This is a genomic window from Rugosimonospora africana, assembly GCF_016862975.1.
In the GTDB taxonomy this organism is placed as follows: domain Bacteria; phylum Actinomycetota; class Actinomycetes; order Mycobacteriales; family Micromonosporaceae; genus Rugosimonospora; species Rugosimonospora africana.
On the sequence record NZ_BONZ01000077.1, the window covers coordinates 58,463 to 75,303 of the forward strand.

Sequence of the window (16,841 nt, forward strand, 5' to 3'; positions counted from 1 at the left end):
GTCCGACGACCCGGTCCCGGACGATCGGGACCTCTGGCCCTGCCGGCGGCGGCCCGGCGGGCGCAGCGTGGAGGCGACCAGGACACCGGTTCGTAGGGAGACCCGCCGTGCAACCGATCACCGACGCCCTCGCCCGGGCCGCCGCGACCGCCGGGTACGCGCCGTCCATCCACAACAGCCAGCCGTGGCACTGGCGCGTCCACGACGAGGTACTGGACCTGTACGCCGACCACAGCCGCCGGCTCGGCATCACCGACCCGGACGGCCGGTTGGCCGTCCTGAGCTGCGGGGCCGCTCTGCACCACGCCCGGACCGCCCTGTCGGCGCAGGGCTGGGACGCGCGGGTCATTCGGCTGCCCGAGGCGGCCGAGGCCGACCACCTGGCGACGATCACGACCGCCGGGCGGATCCCGGTGACCGCGCGGGCGCTGCGCCGGGTACAGACCATCGAGATCCGGCACACCGACCGGCGCCCGGTGACCGCCACCCCGGTCGACGGCGACCGGCTGAGCGCCGTCATGGCGGCCGTCGAGCGCGAAGGCGCCCGGCTGCACGTGGTGCCCGCCGGCCGGATCGTCGAACTGGCCTCCGCCGTGTCCTTCGCGCAGCGCACCGAAGCCGCCGAGGAGGCGTGGCGGGCCGAGCTGGCGTACTGGACCGGCGGCACCCGGCCGACCGGCACCGGGGTACCCGACGCCGCCATCCCGGATCGGCCGACCCAGACCACCGTGGCCAGCCGCGACTTCGGGCACGCCGGGGCGCTGCCGGTGAGCGCCGAGCACGACACGGGCGCCACCTTCGCCATCCTCTACGGCGAGCAGGACTGCGCGACGGGCTGGCTGCGCGCCGGCGAGGCGCTGTCGGACGCCTGGCTGACCGCCACCGAACTGGGCCTGTCGGTGCTGCCCTTGTCGGCGGCCACCGAGGTGCCCGCCACCCGCCTCGCCCTGCGGCGCCTGCTGGCCGACCTCGGCGAGCCGTACCTGGTGCTGCGCCTGGGCGTGGCGGACCCCGACCACGCCGGTGCGCCGCACACGCCGCGCCTGCGCGCGGACCAGACGATCGAACGGCCCTAGACCATGGAGAGCCGGACCAGCACCCCGCACCGGGCGCTGTTCGTCGCCGCGGTCGCGACCGCGATCCGGGCCCCGTCCATGCACAACACCCAGCCGTGGCGGTTCCGGATCCACGGCGACACGCTGGAGATCCTGGCCGATCCCCGGCGGCAGCTGCGGGTGGCCGATCCCTCCGGTTGGGCGGTGCGGCTGGCCTGCGGCGCGGCCCTGTTCAATGCCCGCCTCGCCTTCGCCGTGGCGGGCCGGCCGGCACAGGTGCTCCTGCGTCCGCAGGCGGGTCAGCCCGACCTGCTGGCCCGGCTGACGCCCGGCAGGCCGCGGCCCGCCACACCCCGCGAGGTCGCGCTGCACGCCGCGATCGATCGCCGGCACAGCAACCGCCGCCCGTTCCGGCCGGAGCCGGTGCCCGCGTCCAGCCGGGCCGAGCTCGTGCGCGCGGCCAGGGACGAGGGTGCGTGGCTGGAACTGCTCATCGGGCACACTCCGCTGTCCGTCGTGTCCGAGGTGATCCGCGCCGCCGACGCCACGCTCAACCGGGACGCCGGCTACCGTGCCGAACTGGCGGCGTGGAGCCGTCGGGGCCACGAGGATCCGGACGGCGTGGCCGCCGACGCCGCCGGGCTCGGCCCGGAGCCGTACGACCTGCTGGCCATGCGCGAATTCGGCGCCGGCCCCCGGGCACCCGGACGCGACTTCGAAACCGAACCGCTCGTCGCGGTGCTCGGCACCACCGGCGACACGGTCCACGATCAGCTCGTCGCCGGTCAGGCGCTGCAGCGCGTCCTGCTGACCGCGACGGAACAGCAGCTCGGGGTGTCGATGCTGTCCCAGGCCATCGAGGTCCCCGCCGCACGCGAGCGGCTACGCGTCGGCGTCGGCCGCGCGGGAGCACCGCAGCTGGTGCTGCGCATCGGGTACAGCCAGCCCGGCTACCCCACCCGCCGCCGCCCGCTGGACGAGGTCCTCGACGGCTGAGGGTTCAGCGCCCCGGCTGGCCAGCGAACCGGCCGGCCACCCGTTGAGCACACCGGCAGCCGGCGAGTCCGGTCGATGACCGATGATGCGGTGATGGATCGACCGGTCGCCGACATCGCCATCGACGAGGATCTGGTCGCGCGTCTGATCGAGGCCCAGCACCCGGACCTCGCCGGCCCGCTGACGCTTGTCGGCAACGGCTGGGACAACACGCTCTACCGGCTCGGCGACGACCTGTGCGTCCGGCTGCCGCGCCGGCGGGTGGCCGCCGAACTGATCCTCAACGAGCAGCGGTGGCTGCCGGTGCTCGCCGGCCGCCTGCACATCCCGGTACCGGTGCCGGTCCGGGTCGGCGTACCCACCGACTGGTACCCCTGGCCGTGGAGCATCACCCGCTGGAGGGCCGGCCGCCCCGCCTCCGACCTGCCACCGCACGAGCGAGGCGGCCTGGTCGCCGACCTGGCACGGTTCATGGCCGACCTGCACGTGCCGGCACCCGGCGACGCGCCGCACAATCCGGTGCGCGGCGTACCGCTGTCCTCCCGCACCCGCGCCGTGTACGAGCGGCTGGCAAGCGGGGCGATCCCGCACGCCGAGCGGCTACGCACCCTGTGGGACCGGCTGGTCACGGTACCCGGATGGGCCGGGCCGCCGCTGTGGCTGCACGGCGACCCGCACCCGGCGAACCTGCTGGTCGAACACGGGCGGCTGGCCGCCGTCATCGACTTCGGCGACCTGACCGCCGGTGACCCGGCCACCGATCTGGCCGCGGCGTGGCTGGTCTTCGACGCCGAGGACCGCCGCGCCTTCCGCGCCCGCCTCGACGAGCGGTCCGGGTCGACGTACGACGCCGACACCTGGGACCGTGCCCGGGGCTGGGCGTTGAACATGGGTACCGCGGTGCTCCTGCACGAGGCAGAGCACCCGAGGATGGCCGGCGTCGGCCGGCACACCATCGATCAGGTGCTCCGGGAGACCTGAGGCACACCGTCGCATACCTCACATGTCCGCTCCTCAGGCGTAGAAGCCCGATGCGCCCCGGATCGGCCCCGGGCGGCCGATCGACGCGTTGGGCTGCCGCGTTGGGCTGACCACCGCCGTTGCCGGGCCGACGTTTGACAAGCGGCCGGCAGTTTCGCGATGAGACGTGTCGATGGTCATAGATCGGGATGCATTGACATCGACCGTCATCCGCGAATACGTTGCCAACAAGCGTTGGCCAACGCTTGTTGATAGACGTCATGATCGATGACGTCTCCAGGCGAAGAGAGGAAGTCCATGGTGCGAAGCATGCGTGCGAAAGTCAGCGTCCTGGCAGGCTCGGCGGTATTGGCCATCGGCCTTCTCGGTGCAACCGCCACCGCCGCGTCTGCGCAGTCCGCGACAGGAGCCCGCTCAACGGCGACGACCGCGACGGCGGACACGGCCCGTGACATGCAACCGTTGGCGTGTACCCACCCCGCATGGTCCAACAAGGACTCCGACACGGGCCACGTGTTCGCGAGCGACGGGGATGTGGCGGTCCATGACGGACCGAATTCGGGCTGTGCCGTCTCCTTCTACGTCGACTCCACCGTGCTGCTCCAGTACCACTGCTATGTCAGGAACAGCGCGGGTAACACCTGGACCCACGTACGCGCCGATGGAACCGAATTCGAGGGATGGGTCTGGGATAGCTACCTGACCGACAATGGCAGCCTCGCCGAGTGCTGAGGACCTGTCGCCTCAGCCATGGCTAGATCTGAAGATCGGTAGCCGAGCGACCGCCGTCCGGGTCGTCGCCGAGTACGAGCCGCCTGGCGTCGCAACCGCGGTCGCCACTCTCGCCCACGGTCAGATCCGCGGCACAAGCACCATCCGCATCGAATGAGCCGATCGCCGATCCGATGGAGGCGCCTCCATCGGATCGGCGATCGACGTATCCGCCGGGCGATGTCGGCGGTAGTCATCGCGGCCGGGCCACCAGACAAGCGGAGACCGGTGGGCGGTCTGTGCCCCAAACGTGCGTTTCTCTCCGATCAATCCCCGTCGCGAGAAACCTTCGCGATACCGTGATGTTCGATCGCTACGCGAAGTTTATGGCGACTTGAGCTGCTTCGAGCAGCGCGGCACTATCACCGGCGGAGAGGATGGGTGACGTCGATGTCCAACGCTCAGGGACGGGCACGGGCGCGGTGGTACACGGCCGGACTCGCGGGACTGACCGGAGTAGCGAGCGTCGCCACACTCAGCGGGACGGCTGCGGCAACCAACCCGAACGAGGCGGTCCCCTGCTCCCCCGACGCACTCACCGCGGCGATCGTGCACGCCAACGCTGCCGGCGGCGCGCAGCTCACGCTCACCCCACGATGCACCTACACCCTGACCACAAACCAAGGCCCCGACGGCCTGCCCATCATCACCCAACCCATCACCGTCGACGGCCAGGACGCCACCATCACCCGCGCCGCGACCGCCACCAACTTCCGCATCCTCAACGTCGGCGTCGGCGGGAACCTCACGCTGACCAACCTCACCATCACCGGCGGCATCGCACCCGGCTCACCGGGCGGCGGCGGCATCCTCATCCAAGCCGGCGGACAGGCCACCCTCCACAACACCACCGTCGCCGGCAACCGGAGCGCAGCGGTCGGCGGCGGCATCGCCAACTACGGCATCACCACCCTCGTCGGAGACGACCGCGGAGGCAACGGGGTCGACAACAACAGCTCCCAGACCTCCGGCGGAGGCATCTACAACGAGGGCCGGCTGTCCACAAAGGACGTCGAGGTCAGCTACAACACCAGCGGAAGTTTGGGTGGTGGGCTCATCGACCAAGGGGCCGCCGTACTGGAACAGACCCGAATCGACCACAATACGGCGGCTTCCAACGGTGGTGGCATCACCAGTGCCGCCGCGATCACGAAACTCACCGACAGTTCCGTCTCCGACAATACAGCCGGCAGCGGGGGAGGCGGCATCGCCTCCTTGCTGAGCGCCGTGTACCTGCGAGGCACCACGGTCGACCGCAACACAGCCACCGGCAACGGCGGCGGCATCGACATCGAGGGCTTCACCACGATCGGGTCATCCTCCGTCGTGGTCGAGGACAGCGAGATCAACGGAAACACCGCGCGCGGTGACGGCGGGGGGATCCGCATCCGCCTGAGCAATCTCGTGCTACGACGCAGCCACGTCGACCTCAACAAGGCCATCGGCGCGGCCTCGCAGGGCGGCGGGGTCTCCAACTCGTCCGGCAGGCTCGACCTCACCGCCACCCAGGTCACCGAAAACTCGTCGACGGTAGCGCCTGGCGGGATCTTCACCAACGATCCTCTGGTCACGGTGGACCAGAAGTCGGTCATCGTCGCCAACCGTCCCACCAACTGCACGGGCAGCGCCTTCGCCGTCCCGAACTGCTTCGGCTGATCCGGTGCTCGCCCGGGCAACCGCTGTGCAATGCCGTCAATGGAAGGTGAGGTAACTCGATGTCCAACAAGCAACCGACACACCGGCGTATCACGGCGGCGGCACCGCCACGAAGACGACGGACACGGTGGTACACCGCCGGACTGGCGGGTCTGACCGGAATGGCCAGTGTCGCCGCGTTCAGCGGGACAGCCACGGCAGCCGAAGCAACCGGGTCCACCAGCACGGCAAACCCGTCGTCGACCGCCACCACCCAAGGCGGCAACCAAGCACCGGTGCCGTGCGCCGCCGACCAACTCATCGCGGCGATCGTGCGCGCCAACGCCAACGGCGGAGCACAACTCACGCTCACCCCACGATGCACCTACACCCTGACCACAAACCAAGGCGCCGACGGCCTGCCCATCATCACCCAACCCATCACCATCAACGGCCAGGACGCCACCATCACCCGCGCCGCCAGCGCCACGAACTTCCGCATCCTCAACGTCGGCGTCGGCGGAAGACTCACGCTGAACAATCTCACCATCACCGGAGGCTTCGCACCCGACTCACCGGGCGGCGGCGGCATCCTCGTCCAAGCCGGGGGCCGGGCCACCCTCTACGACACCACCGTCACCCACAACCAGAGCACCACCAACGGCGGCGGCATCGCCAACTACGGCATTGCCGCCGTCCTGGGAGACGGCCACGGAGGCGGCAAGGTCGCCAACAACAGCACCCCGGTCTCCGGCGGAGGCATCTACAACCAGGGCCAGCTGTCCACGAAGGACATCGAGGTCAGCGACAACACCAGCGACATCGAGGGCGGAGGCATCACCGACCGGGGCACCGCCGTACTGGAACAGACCCGCATCGTTGACAACTTTGCGGATTCCAGCGGCGGCGGTCTCACCACCGTCGCCGCCGTCACGAAGCTCACCGCAAGCACCGTCTCCGACAACACGGCCGACGGCGACGGCGGAGGCATCGAGTGCGTGTCGAGCACCATCTACGTGAGCAGCACCAAAGTCGACCACAACACGGCGACCGACGACGGCGGCGGCATCTTCAACCAGAGCGTTCCGGCCCCGTTGGGCGGGTCGGCCTTTGCCGTGGTCGAGGACAGCGAGGTCGACGGGAACACCGCTTCGGGTGACGGCGGCGGCATCAACAACGGCAGCGCCAACCTCGTGGTACGGCGCAGCCACGTCAGCCTCAACCAAGCCATCGGCACCGCCTCGCGGGGTGGTGGAATCTTCGACTTCGCCGGCGCTCTCACCCTCACGGCGGCCGAGATCACCGAGAACTCTTCGGCGGTCGCTGGCGGGGTCTTCAACAGTACCAACCGGATCACCGTGGACCAGAAGTCGGTCATCGTCGCCAACCGTCCCACCAACTGCACGGGCAGCACCGTCGCCGTCCCGAACTGCTTCGGCTGATCCCGCAGTCGCCAGGGCAACTGCTGGCAGACGTCGACAGCGAACAAATCCGGCCCCGCGCGAGTCTGATCAGGCCCGCGTGGGGCCGAGGCCGTCGCTCGTCACCGGGTCAGCGGCAGCCGGCTACCGGAGCACACGCCGTGGCTCAGCTCAGCCTTGTGCCCGCGGATCGCCGGACTGGCGCAGCCACCAGGCCACGGCGGCGGCTCGGCTGGGCACCTGTGCCTTGGCGAAGACCGACTCCAGGTGCTTGCGCACGGTGCGGGTGCTGACCCCGAGCCGCATGGCGGCTTGATCGTTGGTATGCCCCGCGGCGACGAGCCGCAGTACCTGGTTTTCCCGCGCGGTCAGAGTGAGTTCGCGTACCGGCTCGGCGAACGGCTTGAGTCCGATCTTTGCACGGATGGTCCGCACCTCGGTTCGGTACGCGAGTGCGGCCGACACCATTTTCCGCACGTGCGCCACGGCGTGGACCTCGCTATCGGAGAAGTCCTGCCCGCTGCGCAGCAACCCGATGAACACCAGTTCCTGATCGGTGAAGGTCAGGGTCGCGGCAAGCTGGTGGCGCAGCCCGTACTGAGCGAGGAGGTCGCGGTACACGGTCGTGTTCCGGAAGCGATCGAACGGCATGAAGTCGCTGGTCCGGTACGGGCGCGGATCGCGAGTAGTCAGCAGGTGGGCGAAGTACGGATGATCGCCGAACCTCTCGGTCCAGGCGCGCAATTCTCCTTGTGGTGGCACGTCCTGGCCAGACACCGTCATCGAGGGCAGGCCGGCCGGCGTGTGGCGCCACATGGTGATCGTCGCGGTGTCCGCGCCGACGGTGTGACGCAGCCCGTCAGTCAAGATCTTTTCGAACGGTTCGTCATTGACGATCGCGTTACTGGCACGCAGCCCACAGCGCAACAGCGCGGCCTCGTCCACCCCGGCCTCCCCAGTCATTCGACAGCTTAACCAGCCGGCTCACGTAGTAGGCGATCCCGTTGTTGTCAAGGTGGCGAGATGGCCACTGGCACAGCGCGGTCGCGTTCAACAGGCTGGCGATCGAGCCTCCGCAACCGGTAAAGGAGATACCGCAATGCCAACGCCTCTCTTTACGCACCCGTTGATCGTCAAAGTCGGGCCAACGTCTCGGACGCGAGATCGGTGGGGCGTGGTGGAAGTCGGCCCGCAGGTCTCCGGCTGGCCCAGCACATTGCGAGACAACCGCATCTGGCGGCCGGACCGGATCGCGTGGTTGGCAGCAACCGGCGAGATCGGCTCGGGCGTTTTCCTGACCGGGCGAACGCCGCCGAGCGGGTGGGTCGAGATGCGCGCCGACGCGGCGGGCGGGTGGCTGATGCCGGAGGTTCCCCGGTACGGCCTCATCGGCGCGTTCTCCGCTAAGAGTCTCCCGAGCAGGGACGAATGGTTCTACATCGGCGCCGCCAAGGGCTCGGCCGATGAGCCGGTCACGTGGACGCTCCCCCGCGCCACCGACAGTCCACTCGACCCCGGCCCCGACAATCAGTGGTGCAGATTGTTTCTTGCCTGCAATCGCCCGCCGGATGCCGGACCGACTGACAACGGGAACGGATTCTGGACGGTCACAGTCAACCTGGCGACCTACATCGCAAGCGACATCTGCACGACACCTCGCCCGACGAAGAGCTCCCTCTGTGTCTCCTCGCTCAACGGCCTGACGTCCGCGCGCAACAGCGGGGCAGCCCACTGCGCGTCGGGCCAGCGCGCCAAGGAGGAGGCCGCAGACCTGAAGAAAATGGCAGCGGTCGCGTTCGCCGCCTGGGCCGCGGCCGGCACCGCATTGTCGCTGTCGACAGTGACGGGCGTGTTCAAGGGCGCGTCGGAAGGCGCACGTACCCTGCTCGGAAAACTGATCGAGGCGATTGACGCGGCGGTCGCCGGCGGCACGCTCGTGGCTGTCGCAGCTTCGGACGCGGCTGCGGGAATCGTCATCGGAGCGGTGTCGCTGGCGACGGCCGTGCTGGTTGTCGACGTCATGGCCAACGCGGCATCGAAGCCGTGGCCAGTCATCATCGCCCTGGGTGCCGCATGTTTGGTAGTCGTGGGGATGGCGATCGCCACCGGAATCATCATCGGGAATTACGTTGGCAAGGTCCACGAATTCGCGCAGGAGCAATTGGCTTTGGAAGGGGAACAGCAGAGGTACCGCCAGAACACGGAGGCATCGAAGCTGTTCTGCTGTGCATCCGTCGCGGCCGACGCCGTCCCGAACTTTGGAAAGGAGCTGACCTGTGGAAGCTGAGGAGCCGACACCGTCGACAACGTGGTTGGGCATGCCCCAGCTGCACCGCCGCGACGTGCTCAGGCTGGCCGGCGTAGCGGCGGCAGGGGCCGTTGTGGGCGCGGCCGTTGATGCCTGTACGAGCAGCCGTCCGCGGACCGTGATGATCGGCCAGCTGCAACAGATCCTGACATCGATCCCGCCGGTCTCCGTCATGGACGCGCTCGACCACGAGCCCGAAGTACACGCGCGGAGCGAAGTTCAGCGGTCCCCCTCGAAGTACCCGCTCCCGGACGGCCGTCAGTGGCCAGCGTCGCCGCTCGTGCGAAGCTCCGACATGCCGAAGCTGCTCAGCGCCTATCTGAACTCGCTGGGACCGACCGTGGACGCCATCCAGAAGCTATCCGAGACGCTGCGGGAACCGGTGCCGGAAGACGCGGTGACAAAGTCCGACCTACCGGGACTTCCGGTTGCCGATGGTGAGCCGGTATTGGCGTTCGCACGCAACATCGCGTCGTATTGGGCGCATCCGCTGGACGATGCGGGAAAGCCCCGCCCGTTCGGCGATCAGAGGATCGACGATCTGCCCAGCGACGAACTGTCTCAGGCGGTGGACGATCTCCGATCGAAGCTACAGGCAGCAATGCAGCGCCTGCCGGCGTCCCCAGCGACACGGCCCTCGTAATCGACGAGCACCACCGTCCTCAGCGGCGGAGGCGTCGCCCACGTCTTCGCGGCGCACCCGTTATCGAGCCATAAGGCGATGGACTATGGTCGGCCCGTGCTCGATCCCTCGACGGTCTTCGACAAGTCCGGGCCGTTCGAGGCCCCGCTGACTGACGAGCTTGTGCGAACGGTGGAGGCAGAGGTTGGACGGCGGCTGCCGGCGGCGTACGTCGCCCTCGCCCGTGCGCACAATGGCGGTCGCTTCGCCCGGGGTGCCCACGCAGCTCCCAGCCGTACCACGTGGGCGGATGACCACGTCGGGGTGGTCTCGTTGGCCGCGGTCGGTCGAACCGCGGGATTCAGCCTGTGCGGCGAGCTGGGCAGTGCGTTCTGGATCGCGGAGGGCCACCGGTTGAAACCACAGCTCAGACGGAGCGGTCAGGGAGTAGCTGCCCGAGAAGGACCTGCACCCGGTCGCGGATGTGGTCGCGGATCCGCCGTACGGTGTCGAGGGGTTGCCCGGCGGGATCCTCCAGCTTCCAGTCTTCGTAGCGCTTGCCGGGAAAGTACGGGCAGGTGTCGCCACAGCCCATGGTGATGATGACGTCGCTGTCCCGCGCGGCGTCGTTGTCCAGGACCCTGGGCTTCTGATCGGTGATGTCGATGCCGACCTCGCGCATCGCGGCGACCGCAACGGGGTTGATCTGCTCGGCGGGTTCGGTGCCGGCCGAGCGGATGTCGATCCGGTCACCGGCCAGGTGACGCAGCCACCCGGCGGCCATCTGGGAGCGGCCGGCGTTGTGGACGCAGACGAACAGCACGCTCGGCTTGTCACTCATCATGGTCTCCGGCTCAGATCGGACATGACCGACGGGACGACCACCACGTTCGCGGCCTGCCCGGCGGACGGGTACCACCAGGACAGACCGGCCACGGCGACCAGCCCGCCGAGCAGCTGCGCGGCGAGGTAGGCCGGGGCCGAGGAAGGGGCGATGCCGGCGAAGGTGTCGGTGAACATCCGGCCGATCGTCACCGCCGGGTTCGCGAACGAGGTCGACGAGGTGAACCAGTACGCCGCGCCGATGTACGCACCGACCGCCGCCGGAGCCACCACTGTGCGGCCCGAGCGGGCCAGCGCGAAGATGAGCAGCGCCAGCCCGGCCGTGGCCACGATTTCGGCCAGCCACAGGTGCGGCCCGCTTCGATGGGTGTGCGACCAGGCCACGGCCGGCAGGCCGAACATCATGTCGGCGAGGATCGCTCCGCCGATCGCGCCGGACACCTGGGCAACCAGGTAGGCGCACAGGTCCCGCCCGGTCAGCCCGGTCCCGGTACGGCGGCCCAACCACCAGTCCATCAGGGACACGACCGGGTTGAAGTGCGCGCCGGACACCGGCCCGAACGTCAGGATCAACGCACCCAGCGCCAGCGCCGTGACCAACGCGTTCTCCAGCAGTTGCAGGCCGACGTCGTGCGGTGAGAGTCGGGTCGCGGCGATCCCGGACCCGACCACGGCCGCGACCAGTAGGCCGGTGCCGGCGCACTCGGCCGAGGCCCGCCGGGCCAGGCTCACGCGGAGACCGCGTCGGGCGACGCGGCCGGCACGTCGAGCAGCTGAGACAGGGCGGACAGCTTCGCCGGGATGATCCAGTAGTAGACCCAGGTGCCTCGCCGCTGGCAGTCGATCAGCCCGGCCTCGCGCAGCACGCGCAGGTGATGGGAGATTGTCGGGCCGGTCAGGGTGAACGCGTCGGTCAGTTCACAGACGCAGACCTCGCCACCCTTGCGTGAGGCGATCAGGGACAGCAGCCGCAGCCGGACCGGGTCGCCCAGCGCCTTGAAGCCCTTGGCCAGGTCGACGGCCGACTCCTCGGTCAGCGCCTCGCTGGTCAGCGGGGTGCAGCAGGAGGCGTCGAGGATAGGCAGCTCTTGTCTAGACACCGGTCTAGTTTGACAACTGTCTAGGCAGCGTGCAAGCTTCTGCTTAGAAGGACATCTAATCAGGGAGGTACGGTCATGTCCCGCGTCCAGCTCGCCCTGCGCGTCTCCGACCTGGAGGGATCGGTCGCGTTCTACTCGAAACTGTTCGGCGTCGAGCCGGCCAAGCGCCGCCCCGGCTATGCCAACTTCGCGGTCGAGGAGCCGCCGCTCAAGCTCGTCCTGCTCGAAGGCGAGGCCGACCAGCCCACCGTCATGGACCACCTCGGCGTCGAGGTCTTCAGCGAGGACGAGGTCAAAGCCGCCACCACCCGCCTGGCCGACACCGGCCTGATGACGCTCACCGAGGACGACACGACCTGCTGCTACGCCTTGCAGAACAAAGTGTGGGTGCACGGACCGGGCAACGAGCCGTGGGAGGTCTACGTGGTCAAGGGCGACGCCGACAACCTGAACAAGGCCGAGGACAGCGCCTGCTGCTGCGGCGAAGCCACGGCCAGCGACGGTGACGAGAAGTCGACGGCCTGCTGCTAGCCTCGGCCGTCCGAGTGGGCGCCTTGCGATCTGGGACGATCTGGCTTGTCGGAGGTCCTGATCGGACGATTCAGATTCCGAGGAACCGCTTCAGCGCGCGGCGTGATGCCGGCAGCCGATGGCCGGCGTCGAATTCCAGTACCGAGATCTCCCGGGTCATCGCGGCCAGCAGTTGCACCGCCGCTCCGGCGTCGTCCCAGCCCATGGCCTCCAGATCGGCCACGCCCGCTGCGGCAAGGCGCTCGCGCCGCGCCGCCATCGAGTCCTGCACGGTCGGATCCGAGCGGGCCTCGAGTGACAGCGCCTTGACGCCCCTGTTCGCGAGCGAGACGTCAAGGTAAGCCTCGAAACCGCGGAAGAGCCGCTCGGCACCGGGCGGCAGGCCCGCGATCGCCTCGCCGGCGGCGGCCTCGACCCGCGCGTGGAAGCGCGCGTGCATGGCATCGACGAATGCCGCGCGGTCCTTGAAGTGCACGTAGAAGGTTCCCTTGGCGACCCCCGCCCGCGCGACCACCATGTTCACGCTGACGCCGGCGAGGCCGTGCTCCTCAGCCAGAGCCGCGCCGGCGTCGAGCAGCGCCTCGCGCGTCTGCAGCGCGCCGGCCATTCGAGTTCCTTCTGCCACCGCCCGGAGTATATGCCGTCGTTGCGCGGGAATTTGTGACTGACCGACCGGTCGGTCACCGTAGTAGGCTCGGCCCATGACCACAGTCTCGACATCCGGCGGAACGGTCGCCTACGACTGCCTCGGCAGCGGCGACCCGATCGTCCTGCTGCCCAGTGGCGGCCATGACCAACACGACTACGACGAGATCCGCAGGCTGCTCCCCGACGGGTACCGCAGCATCGGCGTCGACTGGCCGGGCCATGGCCGGTCCCCGGCCGGCACGGCGGCGTCCACTGAACTGCGGCTGGCCCAGATCGTCGAGGAACTCCTCGAATCGCTCACGCCCGACGGCGCCGTCCTGGCTGGCAACTCGGTCGGCGGCAACGTCGCGGCCCGGCTGGCCATCAGGCGGCCCGACCTGGTCAAGGGCCTGATGATTATCGACGGGGGTGGCTTCGAGGGCTCCCGGCTCCCCGGCCGCGTCTTCTGCGCGCTGATGAGCCACCCATGGTTCGTCCGCCGTATCTATCCGCTGTTCTCCCGTGCGTACACGCGCCCGCGCACCGCCGCCGACCACCGGGCGCGCGCCGACGCCATCGCGATCACACGCACCACCCCGGGGCTGGCGGCGGTCACCGACATCTGGCGCAGCTTCAACCTTCCCGAGCACGACCTCCGGGCCCAGGCCGGGAAGATCACAGCCCCCACCGTGCTGATCTGGGGGCGACACGACCCCGTCCTGCCGCTCGGCGCCGCCGAGACGGCCCGGGACCTGATCCCCGGATCGAGGCTCGTGGTCATCGACAGCGGTCATCTCCCGCACACGACCAGCCCGGCCGCCGTGGCCGCCGAGCTCACATCGCTTGCGAACTCGGCGTTCGGCGGCGACAGCCGGACGGGCGACACCCTGGGACTAGCGACGACCGACCCGGAGGGGTTCATGCCCTAAACGTGCGGTTATCTCGGATATGAACCTAAAGTGAGAAATCCTTACCCTACGGTGATATCAAGCATCCGCGTCCGGTTCATGGCAACTCGCGCCACCTCTGCGCGTCCGCCCATGTGCTTGCAGAGAGGGTGAGGTAATTCGATGTTCAACGATCAATTGACACACCGAGGTATCGCGGCAGCGGCACCGCCACGAAGACGACGGGCGCGGTGGTACACCGCCGGACTGGCGGGACTGACCGGAGTAGCCAGCATCGCCGCGTTCAGCGGCGCAGCCGCGGGAGCCGAAGCCAGCGGGGCCAACGCCGGAAACCCGCCGTCCACCGCCAACCAAAACCAGCAACTCATCCCCTGCGCCGCCGACCAACTCATCGCAGCAATCGTCAGCGCAAACGCCAACGGCGGAGCACAACTCACGCTCACCCCACGATGCACCTACACCCTGACCACAAACCAAGGCGCCGACGGCCTGCCCATCATCACCCAACCCATCACCATCAACGGCCAGGACGCCACCATCACCCGCGCCGCCAGCGCCACGAACTTCCGCATCCTCAACGTCGGCGTCGGCGGAAGACTCACGCTGAACAATCTCACCATCACCGGAGGCTTCGCACCCGACTCACCGGGCGGCGGCGGCATCCTCGTGCAGGCCGGCGGACAAGCCACCCTCCACAACACCACCGTCACCCGCAACCAGAGCACCTCCGACGGCGGCGGCATCGCCAACTACGGCATCACCGCGGTCCTCGGAGACGACAACGGCAAGGACTCGAAGACCACCAGCGCCACGGCGCAGTCCCTCAGCCGGGTCAGCAACAACAACGCGCAGGACCTGGGCGGAGGGATCTCCAACGAGGGCCAGCTGACCGTGCGCAATGTCGAGGTGAGCTACAACACCAGTGAGGATGAGGGTGGAGGGCTCTTCGACGGGAAGGCCGCCGTCATCGACAGGGCGAGGATCGACCACAACACGAGTGCATCCGAAGGTGGCGGCATCACCAGCACGGAGGCGGTCACGAAAATCACCGACAGTTCCGTCTCCGACAACACGGCCACCGCTGGCGGCGGCATCTTCTGCGTGGGATGCACCCTCTACGTATCCGGTACCACGGTGGACCGCAACACGGTTACCGGCAACGACGGGGGCGGCGGCGTCTACGCTCTGTTCCTCCCCGCGCTGACCCCGGTAGCCTCTGCCGTGATCGAGGACAGCGAGGTCAACGGGAACACCGCGACAAGCGGCAACGGCGGCGGGATTCGCAACCTCCGTAGCAACGTCGTGGTACGGCGCAGTCAGGTCAGCCTCAACCGGGCCACCGGTACCGCCTCGCAGGCTGGCGGGATCTCGAACGAGGGTGGGCGCCTCACCCTCACTGCCGCGCGGGTCACCGCGAACCTCTCGACGGTTGCGCCCGGTGGGATCGCCACCAACAACAACCTGGTGACGGTGGACCAGAACTCGGTCATCGTCGCCAACCGTCCCACCAACTGCACGGGCAGCACCAACGCGGTCCCGAACTGCTTCGGCTGATCGCAGAGGAACGCCACGCGGGCGCGGGTCCTGGTACCTGCGCCCGCGCTGCGATATCCACAAGGGACAGTCCTCAGAGGACTGTCAGCGGGACGGCTTCTTACGCGGCCGTACGGTCACCTCGACCGGCGTGCCCTCGAAGTCGAACTCCTCGCGCAGCTTGCGCTCCACGAACCGCACGTAGCCCGCGTCCAGCAGCCCCGTGGTGAACAGCACGAACTTCGGCGGGCTCGTACTGGCCTGGGTGGCGAACAGCACCCGAGGCGCCCGCCCCCCGCGTACCGGGTGCGGAGTCGCCTGTACCAGCGCCGTCAGCCACTGGTTCAGCTGCCCCGTCGGTACCCGCTTCTCCCAGTTCGCCAGCGCCTGGCGCAACGCCGGTGCCAGCTTGTCCACCGACCGGCCGGTCTTCGCCGACACGTTGACCTTGATCGCCCACGGGATGCGGCGCAGTTCCCGGTCGATCTCCCGATCCAGGTAGTACCGGCGGTCCTCGTCGACCAGGTCCCACTTGTTGAACGCCAGCACCAGCGCCCGGCCGGCCTCGGTGACCATCGACAGGATCCGCTGATCCTGCTCGATGATCGGCTCGCTCGCGTCCAGCAGCACGATGGCCACCTCGGCGGCGTCGATCGCGGCGTTGGTACGCAGCGACGCGAAGTACTCCGTGCCGCTGGCCTGGCCGACCCGCTTACGCAGCCCGGCGGTGTCCACCAGCTGCCAGGTCTGCCCACCGATCTCGGCGAGGCTGTCCACCGGATCCACGGTGGTACCGGCGACCGAGTCGACCACCGCACGCTCTTCCCGCGCCAGGCGGTTGAGCAGGCTGGACTTGCCGACGTTGGGCCGCCCGACCAGCGCCACCCGGCGCGGGCCGCGCGGGCGCGGGGTGTCGGGCGGTGCCGGGGCCGGCATCGCCTCCAGCACGGCGTCCAGCAGGTCGCCCGAGCCGCGGCCGTGCAGAGCCGAGACCGGGTACGGCTGGCCCAACCCCAGCGACCACAGCGACGTCGACTCGATCTCCATCGTCGCGTTGTCGACCTTGTTGGCCACCAGCAGCACGGGTTTCGCGCTGCGGCGCAGCATGCGTACCGCGGCCTCGTCCACGTCGGTGGAGCCGACCCGGGAGTCGACCACGAACAGCACCACGTCGGCGGTGGCCACCGCGGCCTCGGCCTGCGCGGCGATGGCCTTGGCGCGGTCTTTGGCGTCGGGCTCCCAGCCGCCGGTGTCCACGATGGTGAACCGCCGGCCGTTCCACTGCGCGTCGTAGGCCACCCGGTCGCGGGTCACCCCGGGAACGTCCTCGACCACCGCCTGGCGCCGCCCGATGATGCGGTTGACCAGGGTCGACTTGCCGACGTTGGGTCGCCCGACGACGGCCACCACCGGAGCCGGGCCCTCCCGGTCGCCGTCGACGCCGGTGCCGGCGTCCAGGTCGCCGTCGACGCCCAGGTCGACGTCGTCCAGCGATTCCGGAACGGCCGCC

17 protein-coding genes and 1 pseudogene are annotated in these 16,841 nt (G+C 69.2%); 12 read left to right on the plus strand and 6 right to left on the minus strand.

Going from position 1 to position 16,841, the window contains the following annotated elements; genetic code table 11:
• Positions 1 to 107 precede the first annotated feature (107 nt).
• From Raf01_RS36490 to Raf01_RS36515, 6 genes are all read left to right on the plus strand, one after another.
• Complete coding sequence (locus Raf01_RS36490) at positions 108 to 1,076, plus strand: Acg family FMN-binding oxidoreductase (RefSeq protein ID WP_203922668.1); 969 nt, start codon at positions 108 to 110, stop codon at positions 1,074 to 1,076.
• A gap of 3 nt (positions 1,077 to 1,079) precedes the next feature.
• Positions 1,080 to 2,051: an Acg family FMN-binding oxidoreductase gene (locus Raf01_RS36495; protein ID WP_203922669.1), complete on the plus strand. Its 972-nt coding sequence runs from the start codon at positions 1,080 to 1,082 to the stop codon at positions 2,049 to 2,051.
• A 93-nt stretch (positions 2,052 to 2,144) separates the two neighbouring features.
• A complete protein-coding gene (locus tag Raf01_RS36500; protein WP_203922670.1) occupies positions 2,145 to 3,032 on the plus strand; it encodes an aminoglycoside phosphotransferase family protein in 888 nt (295 codons plus the stop codon).
• Between the two features lie 309 nt (positions 3,033 to 3,341).
• On the plus strand, positions 3,342 to 3,764 hold the full coding sequence (locus tag Raf01_RS36505; protein ID WP_203922671.1) for an SH3 domain-containing protein: 423 nt from the start codon (positions 3,342 to 3,344) through the stop codon (positions 3,762 to 3,764).
• A 429-nt stretch (positions 3,765 to 4,193) separates the two neighbouring features.
• Positions 4,194 to 5,459, plus strand: a complete 1,266-nt coding sequence (locus tag Raf01_RS36510) for a right-handed parallel beta-helix repeat-containing protein (RefSeq protein WP_203922672.1) — start codon at positions 4,194 to 4,196, stop codon at positions 5,457 to 5,459.
• A gap of 161 nt (positions 5,460 to 5,620) precedes the next feature.
• Entirely contained in the window at positions 5,621 to 6,880 is a 1,260-nt protein-coding gene (locus tag Raf01_RS36515) for a right-handed parallel beta-helix repeat-containing protein (RefSeq protein ID WP_203922673.1), read from the plus strand.
• 150 nt (positions 6,881 to 7,030) lie between these two features.
• Here the strand turns inward: Raf01_RS36515 and Raf01_RS36520 are convergent, their stop codons facing one another.
• Positions 7,031 to 7,822 carry a helix-turn-helix transcriptional regulator gene (locus Raf01_RS36520; protein ID WP_203922674.1) on the minus strand — a complete coding sequence of 264 codons (792 nt, stop codon included), beginning with the start codon at positions 7,820 to 7,822 and terminating at the stop codon, positions 7,031 to 7,033.
• 211 nt (positions 7,823 to 8,033) lie between these two features.
• On the opposite strand from Raf01_RS36520, the gene Raf01_RS36525 reads away from it, so the two are divergent.
• From Raf01_RS36525 to Raf01_RS50065, 3 genes and pseudogenes are all read left to right on the plus strand, one after another.
• The gene (locus Raf01_RS36525; RefSeq protein ID WP_203922675.1) at positions 8,034 to 9,146 is read left to right on the plus strand and encodes a hypothetical protein; all 1,113 of its coding nucleotides are present in this window, start codon (positions 8,034 to 8,036) and stop codon (positions 9,144 to 9,146) included.
• Entirely contained in the window at positions 9,136 to 9,810 is a 675-nt protein-coding gene (locus Raf01_RS36530) for a hypothetical protein (protein ID WP_203922676.1), read from the plus strand. The genes Raf01_RS36525 and Raf01_RS36530 overlap by 11 nt, the downstream gene beginning before the upstream one ends.
• A 78-nt stretch (positions 9,811 to 9,888) precedes the next feature.
• A pseudogene (locus tag Raf01_RS50065) lies at positions 9,889 to 10,194 on the plus strand (SMI1/KNR4 family protein); the annotation flags it as partial.
• A 22-nt stretch (positions 10,195 to 10,216) separates the two neighbouring features.
• Here the strand turns inward: Raf01_RS50065 and Raf01_RS36535 are convergent.
• From Raf01_RS36535 to Raf01_RS36545, 3 genes are read right to left on the minus strand one after another with little or no spacing between them, the layout of a single operon-like run.
• On the minus strand, positions 10,217 to 10,630 hold the full coding sequence (locus Raf01_RS36535; protein WP_203922677.1) for an arsenate reductase ArsC: 414 nt from the start codon (positions 10,628 to 10,630) through the stop codon (positions 10,217 to 10,219).
• Positions 10,630 to 11,364, minus strand: a complete 735-nt coding sequence (locus Raf01_RS36540; protein ID WP_203922678.1) for an aquaporin — start codon at positions 11,362 to 11,364, stop codon at positions 10,630 to 10,632. Before Raf01_RS36540 ends, Raf01_RS36535 begins: the two co-directional genes overlap by 1 nt.
• Complete coding sequence (locus tag Raf01_RS36545; RefSeq protein ID WP_203922679.1) at positions 11,361 to 11,732, minus strand: ArsR/SmtB family transcription factor; 372 nt, start codon at positions 11,730 to 11,732, stop codon at positions 11,361 to 11,363. Before Raf01_RS36545 ends, Raf01_RS36540 begins: the two co-directional genes overlap by 4 nt.
• 75 nt (positions 11,733 to 11,807) lie before the next feature.
• Between Raf01_RS36545 and Raf01_RS36550 the strand changes: the two genes are divergently transcribed.
• Complete coding sequence (locus Raf01_RS36550; RefSeq protein ID WP_203922680.1) at positions 11,808 to 12,263, plus strand: ArsI/CadI family heavy metal resistance metalloenzyme; 456 nt, start codon at positions 11,808 to 11,810, stop codon at positions 12,261 to 12,263.
• 70 nt (positions 12,264 to 12,333) lie between these two features.
• On the opposite strand, the gene Raf01_RS36555 is transcribed toward Raf01_RS36550, so the two are convergent.
• Complete coding sequence (locus Raf01_RS36555; RefSeq protein WP_203922681.1) at positions 12,334 to 12,870, minus strand: TetR/AcrR family transcriptional regulator; 537 nt, start codon at positions 12,868 to 12,870, stop codon at positions 12,334 to 12,336.
• A gap of 94 nt (positions 12,871 to 12,964) precedes the next feature.
• On the opposite strand from Raf01_RS36555, the gene Raf01_RS36560 reads away from it, so the two are divergent.
• Complete coding sequence (locus Raf01_RS36560) at positions 12,965 to 13,819, plus strand: alpha/beta fold hydrolase (protein WP_203922682.1); 855 nt, start codon at positions 12,965 to 12,967, stop codon at positions 13,817 to 13,819.
• Between the two features lie 141 nt (positions 13,820 to 13,960).
• Positions 13,961 to 15,352: a right-handed parallel beta-helix repeat-containing protein gene (locus tag Raf01_RS36565; protein ID WP_203922683.1), complete on the plus strand. Its 1,392-nt coding sequence runs from the start codon at positions 13,961 to 13,963 to the stop codon at positions 15,350 to 15,352.
• Positions 15,353 to 15,436: 84 nt separating this feature from the next.
• Here Raf01_RS36565 and der read toward each other — a convergent pair whose 3' ends face one another.
• A complete protein-coding gene (gene der / locus Raf01_RS36570) occupies positions 15,437 to 16,807 on the minus strand; it encodes a ribosome biogenesis GTPase Der (protein WP_203922715.1) in 1,371 nt (456 codons plus the stop codon).
• Positions 16,808 to 16,841: the final 34 nt, after the last annotated feature.